The sequence below is a fragment of the Acinetobacter wanghuae genome (assembly GCF_009557235.1).
GTDB lineage: Bacteria > Pseudomonadota > Gammaproteobacteria > Pseudomonadales > Moraxellaceae > Acinetobacter > Acinetobacter wanghuae.
Map to the genome: position 1 here is coordinate 380,849 of NZ_CP045650.1, position 12,158 is coordinate 393,006.

General features: G+C 42.0%; 13 protein-coding genes. 9 read left to right on the forward strand and 4 right to left on the reverse strand.

From position 1 onward, the window contains the following. Positions 1–337 precede the first annotated feature (337 nt). Positions 338–1,237: a DNA-binding transcriptional regulator HcaR gene (hcaR, locus tag GFH30_RS01720; protein WP_153370560.1), complete on the reverse strand. Its 900-nt coding sequence runs from the start codon at positions 1,235–1,237 to the stop codon at positions 338–340. A gap of 280 nt (positions 1,238–1,517) precedes the next feature. Between hcaR and hcaE the strand changes: the two genes are divergently transcribed. The 8 genes from hcaE (at position 1,518) to GFH30_RS01760 (ending at position 9,214) form a co-directional block, all read left to right on the forward strand. Then, on the forward strand, positions 1,518–2,885 hold the full coding sequence (gene hcaE, locus GFH30_RS01725) for a 3-phenylpropionate/cinnamic acid dioxygenase subunit alpha (RefSeq protein ID WP_153370562.1): 1,368 nt from the start codon (positions 1,518–1,520) through the stop codon (positions 2,883–2,885). After that, on the forward strand, positions 2,882–3,400 hold the full coding sequence (gene hcaF, locus GFH30_RS01730) for a 3-phenylpropionate/cinnamic acid dioxygenase subunit beta (protein ID WP_153370564.1): 519 nt from the start codon (positions 2,882–2,884) through the stop codon (positions 3,398–3,400). The genes hcaE and hcaF overlap by 4 nt, the downstream gene beginning before the upstream one ends. Next, positions 3,400–3,726 (forward strand): 3-phenylpropionate/cinnamic acid dioxygenase ferredoxin subunit, encoded by a 327-nt coding sequence (gene hcaC / locus GFH30_RS01735; RefSeq protein ID WP_153370566.1) that lies wholly within the window; start codon positions 3,400–3,402, stop codon positions 3,724–3,726. The genes hcaF and hcaC overlap by 1 nt, the downstream gene beginning before the upstream one ends. Before the next feature lie 2 nt (positions 3,727–3,728). Further along, positions 3,729–4,544, forward strand: a complete 816-nt coding sequence (gene hcaB, locus GFH30_RS01740; protein WP_153370568.1) for a 3-phenylpropionate-dihydrodiol/cinnamic acid-dihydrodiol dehydrogenase — start codon at positions 3,729–3,731, stop codon at positions 4,542–4,544. 133 nt (positions 4,545–4,677) lie between these two features. Continuing rightward, a complete protein-coding gene (locus GFH30_RS01745) occupies positions 4,678–5,643 on the forward strand; it encodes a 3-carboxyethylcatechol 2,3-dioxygenase (RefSeq protein ID WP_153370570.1) in 966 nt (321 codons plus the stop codon). 5 nt (positions 5,644–5,648) lie between these two features. Further along, on the forward strand, positions 5,649–6,878 hold the full coding sequence (gene hcaD / locus GFH30_RS01750) for a 3-phenylpropionate/cinnamic acid dioxygenase ferredoxin--NAD(+) reductase subunit (protein WP_153370572.1): 1,230 nt from the start codon (positions 5,649–5,651) through the stop codon (positions 6,876–6,878). Between the two features lie 301 nt (positions 6,879–7,179). Beyond that, positions 7,180–8,085: a DMT family transporter gene (locus tag GFH30_RS01755; RefSeq protein WP_153370574.1), complete on the forward strand. Its 906-nt coding sequence runs from the start codon at positions 7,180–7,182 to the stop codon at positions 8,083–8,085. Between the two features lie 187 nt (positions 8,086–8,272). Next, positions 8,273–9,214: a cation diffusion facilitator family transporter gene (locus GFH30_RS01760; protein WP_153370576.1), complete on the forward strand. Its 942-nt coding sequence runs from the start codon at positions 8,273–8,275 to the stop codon at positions 9,212–9,214. A gap of 54 nt (positions 9,215–9,268) precedes the next feature. Here GFH30_RS01760 and GFH30_RS01765 read toward each other — a convergent pair whose 3' ends face one another. Then, a complete protein-coding gene (locus GFH30_RS01765) occupies positions 9,269–10,789 on the reverse strand; it encodes a catalase (RefSeq protein WP_153370578.1) in 1,521 nt (506 codons plus the stop codon). Between the two features lie 511 nt (positions 10,790–11,300). Between GFH30_RS01765 and GFH30_RS01770 the strand changes: the two genes are divergently transcribed. Continuing rightward, a complete protein-coding gene (locus GFH30_RS01770) occupies positions 11,301–11,510 on the forward strand; it encodes a DUF7230 family protein (protein ID WP_153370580.1) in 210 nt (69 codons plus the stop codon). Here the strand turns inward: GFH30_RS01770 and GFH30_RS01775 are convergent. Beyond that, positions 11,487–11,681 carry a hypothetical protein gene (locus GFH30_RS01775; protein WP_153370582.1) on the reverse strand — a complete coding sequence of 65 codons (195 nt, stop codon included), beginning with the start codon at positions 11,679–11,681 and terminating at the stop codon, positions 11,487–11,489. The genes GFH30_RS01770 and GFH30_RS01775 overlap by 24 nt on opposite strands. 13 nt (positions 11,682–11,694) lie before the next feature. Then, positions 11,695–11,856 (reverse strand): hypothetical protein, encoded by a 162-nt coding sequence (locus tag GFH30_RS01780; protein ID WP_153370584.1) that lies wholly within the window; start codon positions 11,854–11,856, stop codon positions 11,695–11,697. Between the last annotated feature and the right edge of the window lie 302 nt (positions 11,857–12,158).

Sequence of the window (12,158 nt, forward strand, 5' to 3'; positions counted from 1 at the left end):
CAACAAAAGGAATGATTGTTGTTCTCATTTCTTTAATAAATTAAGTTTAAACAAACATATAGCAAGATGTTTTATGTCTAAATAAGCGCGCAAAATTGGTTAATTTTTATTAGACTTAAGTTGTAATGGTCTATATATTTATATGAATAATACCCCTATATGGGGACTACATGTAGGGCTCTACGACCCTCAATATCGTGAAAAATACCATTTTGGTTACGAATATTACACAACTGTTTGTTCAAAAAATAATCAGATTTATCGTTAAAATGAAAAAACACTCAAATTTTTTGATCAATTTGAGTGTTTTTCTTATAAAAAATTTATTACAAAATGTTTAGTCACGATTAATATCAAGATAAAACACGCGTGTTAGTAACTCTAAAAACTTCTTCACTGCCATAGATGTACTCTCTTTACGATAGCTCACATACAAATCAAGGTAAGGCAGCTCGATGTCGAGCGGACGAATCACCGTGTTATTCATGGTCAGCGGTGCAATATAGCCCGGCAAAATGGTACAGCCTAAACCCATACCAATTGAGTTGATATTAAAGAGAATATTATCGGCTTTTTGCACGATATTAAATTCAATATTATTGGTTTTGGCGAAGTCCAAAATGGCATGGTGTAAGGTATGTGATTGCTCACTTGAAGGAATGATAAAATCAATACCATTCAATGCCTTAACTGGAATTCTTTCGTATTTCGCTAAGGGGTGATCTTTCGGTAACAAGAAGATCAATGGCTCACGAATGACAAACTGACTTTCAATTTCATCACTGTTGAAATTATGACGAGTAAAGCTGAGGTCTAACTCACCTTTTTTCAGTAATTTCATTTGTTCAGTGTTGTTTAAACTGAGTAATTCAATTTTAAGCTCAGGATTTTGCACACGTAAATTTGGAATGACATAGGGAAAAATTTTCATTTCCGCCACAGGTACAAAACCAATGCGTAGCATCTGTTGTTTGGCTTGTGAGACCTGACGTGCCATCGCGACGGCTTTATCAGCTTGTGCGAGGGTTAAACGGGCTTGTTCAAGGAATACAGCACCTTCTTCGGTGAGTTCTACTTTGCGTTTGGTACGATGCAGGAGTCTGACGCCTACATCTTCCTCAAGGTCTTTGATTTGTTGGCTTAAAGAAGGTTGCGCTGTATAGAGCTTTAGCGCCGCTTTACTGAAGTTTAATTCTTCAGCGACGGTAATAAAGTAGCGAAGATGTCGTAATTCCATATGACCAGCCTAATGAGTAATCCAAAAAATGTATTACTATGATTTTTTGGCAGTATAGAGCATAAAATGGTATGCGGTGAAGCTTATTTTGGTATTCATAAACTAAATGAAAAAGATCATTTTAGCCATGTTTTAATAGTCAAAATAATCGTGTTAGTAATTGATGAAATCTATTAATTAAAACAAAAAAAATATTTCCCGAAATTTGCCTTCAAATCCATCATCGTTGAAAAGTTGAGTCTATTTACTTTGTGTCCGCTTGGTCACAGGAGAGCTTTTCATGAGTGAAAAAATTGATGTGCGCGAAATTGACGCTTTAGTTGATGCACAAAATGGACGTATCACGCCATCTATCTATACTGATCCAGACATTTACGAATTAGAACTTGAACGTGTCTTCGGTCGTACATGGTTGTTTCTTTGCCATGAAAGCCAAATTCCTAAAGCCGGCGATTTCTTCAATACCTACATGGGTGAAGATCCAATTATCGTGGCACGCCAAAAAGACGGCTCAATTAAAGCATTCTTAAATCAATGTCGTCACCGCTCTATGCGTGTGAGTTTTGCAGACTGTGGTAATACGCGTGCATTTACGTGCCCATACCACGGCTGGTCTTACGGCATTGATGGTTCATTGAAAGACATTCCCCTTGAAGAACGTGCATTCCCACATGGCGCATGCAAAGAAAAATGGGGTCTGGTTGAAGTCAATCGTGTTGAGTCTTATAAAGGCTTGATCTTCGGCTGCTGGGATGAATCTACACCGGATTTAATCGAATACATGGGTGATATCGCATGGTACTTAGATGGCGTAGTTGATCGTCGTCCGGGTGGTACTGAAATCATCGGTGGTGTACACAAATGGGAAATTGAGTGTAACTGGAAATTTGCAGCTGAACAGTTTGCTTCTGACCAATATCACGCATTGTTCTCTCATGCATCTGCCATCCAAGTCTTGGGTGCAAAACCAGATGATGAATCATCTAAAAAATTAGGTGCTGCACAAACAGCACGTCCTGTATGGGAAACAGCGAAAGACGCGATCCAATACGGTTCACGTGGTCACGGTTCAGGTTTCTTCTTTACTGAGAAACCAGATGCAAACGTTTGGGTGGATGGTGAAGTCGCAAACTACTTCCGTGAAACGTATGAAGAAGTGAAAGAACGTTTGGGTGAAACACGCGCATTACGTCTTGCGGGTCATAACAATATGTTCCCAACCATGTCTTGGTTAAACGGTACAGCAACACTTCGCGTATGGCACCCACGTGGTCCAAACAAAACTGAAGTATGGGCATTCTGTATTGCGGATGCTGAAGCATCTCAAGAAGTGAAAGAAGCCTTTGAACGTTCTGCAACACGTGCCTTCGGTCCTGCTGGTTTCCTTGAGCAAGATGACTCTGAGAACTGGATTGAAATTCAAAAGGTACTTCGTGGTTATAAAGCGCGTCAAAACAAACTCATTATGGAAATGGGCTTGGGTAACGAGAAAAAACGCGAAGATGATATTCCAGGGATTACCAATTACATTTTCTCTGAAACTGCAGCACGTGGCTTATACCGCCGTTGGGCAGATTTATTGATCCATGAAAAATGGGAAGATGTGGAAAAAGCCGCTGACGAATATGAAAAGGAGCTAATGAAATGAGTCAGATCAGTTTAGAACTTCATCATCAAATTAGTCAGTTTTTATATCGTGAAGGCAAAGCCCTTGATGATTGGAAATTCCGTGATTGGCTCGATATGTTGGCGGAAGATATTTCTTACACGCTACGTACCACGCCAAATGCGCAAACGCGTGACCGTCGTCGTTCAGTAGAACCGCCTACAACTTGGGTGTTTAACGATACCAAAGATTTGTTAGAACGTCGTGTGGCACGTCTTGAAACCGGTATGGCTTGGGCTGAAGAGCCTCCATCACGTACCACGCACATGGTATCTAACGTGATTGTTGAGCCGACTGAAGTCGAAGGCGAATACGATGTGTACGTGACTTATCTGTTGTACCGTACCCAAAAAGAGAAAGACGTGACCATTTACTGCGGTAAACGTCACGACAAAATTCGTAAAGTGGAAGGTGGTCTCGGCTTCCAAATCTTCAACCGTAAAATCACTTTAGATCAAGTGACTTACAATTCTCACAACTTGAGTGTGTTCTTCTAATGAATAAGATTTTTGTTTGCCAAGTTGACGAATTAGACGAAGGCGAAGCGTTAAAAGTAGATTGCGGTGTGAATGGTATTGAAGCACTTGCCGTGTTTAACAATAACGGTGAATTTTTTGCCATGAATGACCGTTGTTCACACGGTAATGCATCTATGTCTGAAGGCTATCTTGAAGATGATGGTACCGTTGAATGTCCATTGCATTCAGCACGTTTTTGCTTAAAAACAGGTGAAGCATTATGTCTACCTGCAACTGATCCAATCAAAACTTTCCCTGTGATTGTTGAAGATGGTCAATTGTTCGTAGAGATGGCAGGAGAATAAGCATGGGTTGGCTACAAGGCGAAGTTGCACTGATTACGGGTGGTGGTTCAGGTTTAGGCTGGGCTTTGGTTGAACGTTTTATTGAGGAAGGTGCACAAGTTGCGGTTCTTCAACGTTCAAAAGCAAAAGTGGAAGCCTTGAACGAACACTTCGGTGGTCAAGTTCTTGCGATTGAAGGTGATGTAGCCAGCTATGCGGACAATGTTCGTGCCGTGCAAGCCACCGTTGAACGTTTTGGTAAGCTTGATTGCTTTGTGGGTAATGCCGGGATTTGGGATCACTATGCCGATATCGTCAATACCTCAGGTGAACAGCTTGAAAAAGCCTTTGACGAGATCATGGGTATTAACACCAAATCTTTAATTCTTGGTGCGAAAGCTGCGCTTGATGAATTGGTGAAATCTGAAGGTTCGATCATTTTCACGCTGTCTAACTCTGCACTTTATTCGGCAGGTGGCGGTCCGGTTTATACAGCATCGAAGCATGCCGGTGTGGGCATCATGAAAGAACTTGCTTACGAACTTGCGCCTAAAGTACGCGTGAACGCTGTTGCACCATCGGGTATGAACGTGAACATCAAAGGCGCTGCGTCATTGGGTCAAGAAAATGTGGGTCTACTTGATGCACGTGATCCTGAGAAAATTGCCCGTGGTATGCCACTGAATTTCTTACCTGAACCGGAGGAAATGGCAGGTTCATATGTACTCTTGGCATCTCGTCAAAACAACCGTCCACTGACTGGTGTTCTGATCAATGCAGAATGCGGTCTAGGCATTCGTGGTTTACGTCAACCACGTGCTGGTTTCTTTGACGAATAAAAATCCGCTTTCAAAATCTCCCCAAACCCGTCTTTATCAAAGCGGGGATAACGCTCTCCTTTTTTAAGGAGAGTTGGGGGATTCAGCTTTCGACTATTTCAAGGAAGAAAGCTTTCCTATTTAGGAGTCTCTCATGGCCGTTAAACTCATTTGTGCATCGCACAGTCCTTTAATGGAATTTGCTTCACCGCAAGACCAAGCGCAAGAACAAAAAGTTCGTGATGCATTTGCAACTTTGTCTGCTGAAGTAAAAGCTTACGACCCAACCCTGATCATTACTTTTGGTCCTGACCATTTCAATGGTTTCTTCTATGATCTTATGCCAAGTTTCTGCGTGGGTATCCGTGCAAAAGCGGCAGGCGATTGGGACTACGGTAAAGACAACGACCACATCAATGTACCTGAAGACAAAGCGTTGGCAATGATACGTCGTATATTGGACGAAGGTGTTGACGTTGCATATTCATACCGTATGCAAGCGGATCATGGTGTGACTCAGCCATTACATTTCTTATGTGATGGTCAGCTTGATCGTTACCCAACGATTCCAGTATTTATTAATGGCGCTGCTGCACCGATGCCAACAACAAAGCGTACCATCGCTTTGGGACGTGCAGTGGGTCAATTTATCAAATCCTTAAATCTTGAAAATGAGCGTGTCCTTGTTTTAGGTACAGGTGGTCTTTCACATGATCCACCGACACCACAAATGGGTTCAGTACCACCTGAAGTTGAAGAGTTCTTGATTGCAGGTCGTTACCCAACACCTGAAGCACGTAACGCGCGTCAGTCGAAGATTATTGCTGTGGGTCAAAAACTGGCTGCAGGTGACAAATCGGTTGCTGTACCACTGAATCCTGAATGGGACCGTGACCTACTTGAGAAATTTAAAAATGCTGATTTCGCTGCCATGGAAGCCATGACAGAAGCTGAAATTCGTGTTGAAGGTGGTCGTGGCGGTCAAGAAGTTCGCTCATGGATGGCGGCATTTGCTGCCTTAAATGAAATTGGCGAATACGACATGACAACACACTGCTATGAAGATATCAGCGAGTGGATCGCAGGCTTCGGCATCGTATCTGCAGATTTAAAAGGTTAATTGACATGAGCAACATCGAAACCATCGTGATTGTAGGTGCTGGCCAAGCTGGTGCAAGTGCAATCCTAGAACTTCGTGGCAACAAATTTGAAGGTAAAATCATCCTGATTGGTGATGAAACGCATCTTCCTTATGAGCGTCCACCACTGTCTAAAGATGTGATTTTAAAACCTGAAGACACCAAAATCGAAATTCTGTCGGAAGAAAAACTGGCGGATCTTGGTGTTGAAACCATCCGTGGCAATGGCGTACAAAAAATTAACGCTGATGCGAAAACGGTTGAACTTCAAAATGGTGACTTTGTTGCTTATGACAAATTGCTGCTTGCGACTGGCGGTGCAGCACGTCGTCTGCCGAACTTCGATGCGTTAGGTAAACACGTTTATACGCTTCGTAACCTCGAAGATTCACAAGCCCTTGTCCCAGTATTGCAAAAAGGTCAACGCATCATCCTGATTGGTGGCGGTGTGATTGGTCTTGAGCTTGCATCATCTGCACGTTTTAAAGAATGTGACGTGACTGTGATTGAAATGGGTCCAATGGTGATGGGTCGTTCATCACCACGCATCTTGAGCGAATTCTTGCTTGAACAGCAAAAATTGGCAGGTGTGGATGTTCGTCTTTCAACATCAATTGAAAATTGCACATTAGATGGCGAAGAAGTTGTTGTGACTTTAGGTGATGGCATCGAGCTTCGTGCTGATGCAGTCGTTTACGGTATCGGTATCGTGCCAAATGCACAGCTTGCCGTTGACGCAGGTCTTGACGTCGATCTTGCGATCAAAGTGAACGAAAACTGCCAAACTTCAAACCCTGACATTTATGCAGCAGGTGATGTTGCGACTCAGCTTCGCGCATGTGGTCACCACCGCCGTGTTGAAACTTGGGAAAATGCCAATCTTCAAGCAGGCATCTTTGCGCGTCACGTGATGGGTGTTGAGCATCCAACGCCAAATCCAGCATGGTTCTGGACAGATCAGCTTGATATCAACTACCAATTTGTCGGTGATATGGCAGCAAGTGAGTGGCATGTTCGTGGTGAAATTAAACCTGAACTACGTCAAGAGTCTTCATTCGTATTGTTTGGTGTGACAGATAGTGTGATCGTGGGCGGTATCACTGTGAATGCCGCTAAAGAAATGCGTCATTTGAAAAAATTGATCAGTAAGCAAGCAGTGTTTGAAGCAGAGAAGTATTTGGATTTAAGCCAAGATCTTCGTAAGCTTGTGAAATAATCTTGTTTTATAAAAGAGCAGACCTTGGGTAACTTAGGTCTGCTTTTTTATGGCTGTTTTTTTATAGCTGAGATATTACCGCAATTGGCATTGTGAGTTTTCACGACTTTGCGTAGGTATATCTTACTTTTCAAAGATGATGAGAAGCACTGCTTCGCAAGGCAAAAATCTTCTGTAATACTGAGGGGCTGTCCATATCCCCCAGTATTACAGGCGGCATCCTTGCCACCCTCAGCATAGTTGATGACAGGGCGGACATTCGTTTTAGTCTTTACTCTCTTTGAATTACTGTTGAGCTTTTATGAATTCAAACTCTTCTCCCATGATCGTCACTGCAAGTATTTATGCCTTGTTGGTCCTGATTTGGGCAGCAACACCGTTAGCAATTGTATGGAGCGTGGCGGAAGTGCATTCGATGTGGGTGCTGATTATTCGTTACTTGGGTGCGTCCATTTTGGCTATCGCGATTTTAGCGCTCATGCGTAATCCTTTGCCCTTTGATCACACTTCATTAAAAAGCTATGTGGCGGGAAGCTTGAACTTGATTGGCGCGCAGCTATTTATCTATCTTGCTGCCAACTACTTAACTTCAGGTTTAATGGCGTTAATTTTCGGCTTATCACCACTGATTGCAGGATTGATTGGTCATGTGATCTTAAAAACCCATAAATTGGTCTGGTTACAATGGCTTGGGATGGCTGTTGCTGTTGGTGGATTAACATTTGTCTTTGCAGACTCTGCTGAAAGCAATGTCAATCCATGGGGTGTGGTATTGATGATCATTAGTATGATCTCGTACATCAGTTCTATTTTTTGGGTCAAACACATTAATGCACCACTGAAACCGATGTCTCAAGCGACAGGCTCTTTAATCATTTCTTCATTAGGTTCACTACTGTTAGTTCCATTTATTTGGTCATCTTTCCCAACGCAAATGCCAAGTATGCAGGCGCTGTTTGGCTTTGGTTTTACTATGATTTTATCGTCGATTGTGGCCATGCTTTGCTACTTCTGGCTTATCCGACGTCTTGCTGCATCGACCGTGTCTTTGAGTAATGTTATGACGCCGATCATTGCTTTGATTTTAGGTGCGACACTCAATCATGAGCATATTAGCTCACATGCGGTACTTGGTATTGGGATCGTGATGTTCGGGATCGTGATGTACTTTTGGAAAGAATGGCGAGAGCAATATTTTGCTCAATAACAACATGATTTCTAGATAGAGCCGAAAGGCTCTTTTTTGTGGGTAATGATTTGAACGCTATCTTTCATTTTTGGTTATTTATGAGCATGAGCAACAATTTGTAAAACAAAGGCGAATCAGAAAGTTTTAAGATGCTGATACATAAGATCAAAACAGATTGATCTCACATTTTTAGGACAGTTTTAGCATGTCTGACTCTCAGTCTAATAAAGTCGTGGTCTATGCAGCGCTCTTTGGTAACTTAGCCATTGCCATGGTTAAGTTTGTGGCGGCATACATCACCAATAGTTCAGCGATGCTCAGTGAAGCGATTCACTCTGTGGTCGATACACTGAACGAAATTCTGCTGCTGTACGGCATGAAGAAATCACAACAACCTGCGGATGCAACGCATCCTTTTGGTTATGGGCGTGAATTGTATTTTTGGGCATTTATTGTGGCGTTGATGGTCTTTGCATTGGGTGCGATTGCATCTATTTATCAAGGGATTCAACATATCATTAAACCTGAGGAAATCCTGAATCCAACCATTAACTACATTGTGCTGGTTATTGCGATTTTGGTTGAAGGAACCTCGTGGTTTGTGGCCCTAAAAGCATTTAAACGTACCAAGGGTAAGCAGGGCTATTTCGAGGCTTTTCGCCGTAGTAAAGATCCCACAACATTTACGGTACTTTTTGAAGATACAGCAGCCTTGCTCGGTTTATTTATTGCCTTGATTGGTATTTTCCTTGCGCATCGCTTAAATATTCCTGAGCTCGATGGTGTTGCATCTGTCCTCATCGGTATTGTGCTTGCTGTTTCTGCAGTGTTATTGGCACGTGAAACCAAAGGACTTCTCCTTGGTGAAACAGCTGACCCTAAACTGCGGGAAAATGTTTTATTGATCGCTCAACAAGACGCAGCGGTATTTAGTGCCAATGGTGTTTTGACTGAACAAATCGGTGCGCATCAGGTGATTGCATCGTTAAGTTTAGAGTTTAAAGATAACTTAACCTCTGACGAGATTGAAGCCTGTGTCAATCGTATTGAAGCTGAAATTAGACAGGTGCATCCTGAAATTGTGACATTGTTTGTGAAGCCACAGACCAAAGCCATTTGGTTGGAACGAACGCAAGGTCGTGTTTAATCCAAGATAAAAAAAACCGCCTCATGGCGGTTTTTTATGTGCTGACTTTAAAGATTAAAGTAAACCCGGATTGCCTTGTGCAGGGTCAGTTGCACGTGCAGCTTGCGCATCGTGAACGGTTAATCCTAATGCCTTGGCAACACCTTCACCATAGGCAGGTTCACAAGCATAGCAGTTACGGATATGACGATACTTGATGAAATCAAGTGCATCACCCATTGCGCCCGCTGTGTTATTAAATAACGCTTGTTTCTGTTGATCATTCATCAGATTGAATAACGCACGTGGCTGGCTAAAGTAGTCATTGTCATCTTCACGGAAATCCCAAAAATCAGCATTGCCGGTAATTTTTAAAGGCGGTTCACGATACTGTGGCTGTTCTTGCCACTGGTGAAAGCTGTTCGGCTCATAGTGTGGTAATCCGCCATAGTTACCATCCATTCGACCTTGACCATCACGACGGTTTGAATTGACAGGGCAGCGTGCAGCATTGACAGGGATTTGTGAATGGTTCACACCAACACGGTAACGCGCAGCATCTGCATAGTTGACCAAACGCGCTTGCAACATACGGTCAGGTGAATAACTGATACCCGGAACTAAATTGCTCGGTGCAAAGGCTGCTTGCTCTACATCTTGGAAGTAATTTTCTGGGTTACGATTCAACTCAAACTCACCCACTTCAATCAGTGGATAATCACCTTTTGGCCATACTTTCGTCAGGTCAAATGGGTGATAAGGTACTTTTTCTGCATCCATTTCAGGCATGATTTGAACGTACATTTTCCATTTCGGCAAATCACCACGTTCAATCGCATCAAACAAGTCTGTTTGTGAGCTTTCACGATCTTTAGCAATCAGTGCTTCCGCTTCCGCATCAGTTAAGTTCTTAATGCCTTGTTGCGTACGCATATGGAATTTCACCCAGAAACGTTCGTTGTTGGCATTAATGAAACTGAAAGTATGGCTACCAAAACCATGCATATGACGGTAACCATCTGGAATACCACGGTCAGACATGACAATTGTGACTTGATGCAGTGCTTCTGGTAATAATGTCCAAAAATCCCAGTTATTGGTGGCGCTACGTAAATTGGTTTTGGGATCGCGTTTAACGGCTTTATTTAAATCAGGGAATTTACGCGCATCACGTAAAAAGAATACAGGGGTATTATTACCGACTAAATCCCAAACCCCTTCATCGGTATAGAACTTTAAAGCAAAGCCACGGATATCACGTTCGGCATCAGCTGCACCACGTTCACCGGCAACCGTCGAGAAACGTGCAAACATTTCTGTTTTTTTACCAATTTCCGAAAAGATCTTTGCACGGGTGTATTGGGTAATGTCATGCGTGACGGTAAATGTGCCAAACGCACCTGAACCTTTAGCATGCATACGACGTTCAGGAATCACTTCACGTACAAAATTGGCTAATTTTTCATTCAGCCACAAGTCTTGTGCCAAAAGAGGACCACGTGCACCTGCGGTCATACTGTTTTGGTTGTCGACTACGGGCGCACCCGCATCCGTTGTTAAGTGAGTCATAGGACATTTCTTAGTGTCATTACTCATGAGGTTCTCCATTCATTGTTATAGATGTTTTCTAAAGTCAAAGCTCTTTTAAAAGGTATCTAATGCAAAGTAGATGTTGACTTTAAACATTGTGTAACTCGGTACAAGTTAGCCTCATGAAGTATCACACTTGCTTCATATCCGCCTGTTGTACTTATGCAACCTTGTAGAAAATATTCAAAATTAAATGAACCGTGTTTAAATTTCTTCAAGATCTTGTTCTATTAAAGCTTTTTATAAAAATATGACAATGACAATTTGTTTAATTCCCGATGGGAATATTTGTTCGTTTTTATCGGAAAATAATATGAATATTTAACAAGCAATATGCCATTACAAAAAAATTAAATTATCTTAATAATCATGTTTCTATTGCTAAGTTTCAGTTTTGTATTGACCCTGCACTTTTAAGCTAAAAAATATGCTTGAATATTGTACCGAAAAGCGTATGATCAGCTTCCCTAACGAGGGACTCATCACAACAGGTCTTGTTTGTAAAAGGTGAAATTTAATGGCAAAAAAACAATCAAACGTAAAATTAGTTGAGCATAACTTTGTGGCAAAACATATGCATGAAGTCAATCAAAGCCAAGTGTTTACAGACCGTAAAAAGGCACTGAAACGGGGCTATAGCAAACATAAACAAGGGCGATATTCCAATGAAGATCGCTCTTTTTTAATGTCTGATCTTTTATTATTACCATTCATTCAAGCTGCTTGATGAATGTGAATCCAAGCTTGAAAAAGTATCGAGGCTTGATGAATTCAGCGAATTAAAAGAATCAAAGCTCGATAAACTAGCTCCATAGGTATGACCAGCAGTATCTGTAGCTCCTACCATCGGTAATCCTGTTGCAGGATTAATCTCAAAATGCTCTAACGATGAATTCATAGAATTCCAATCATCACTCAACAAATAATTTTTGCTTTGATACTGAATGCTCAGACATGCGTTCAAGTGCATCCAAGTGTTCAAAATCATCCGATGAGGATGTGCCAAATAAAGTACCTACACCGAAACCTGTTGCAGCAAAAATTGACGTATTGCGTATAGTGCTTGGAAGCATCTGTTGATTTGGAAGTATCTGTTGATATTGTGTTGCTATGACGGAAGGATCTATCTTACCCAATAAGCGCTATTGTTTACGTGTGATCTCAACACCCATAAGCGGTGTGGGGTGAGTTACAGATCGCTCAGATGAACGATGACTGGTCATACCTGAATGGTTTGAGCTTGCATGAAAAGAAGACTTTTGGGCTGATGTTCCATTTTTTGATGGGCGAGACTTTGCTTGACGCAGATATCACACCACCGCAACCACCATAAAGAAGATGACAAATTCCATGCGATGTCCTGATGATGATGGTG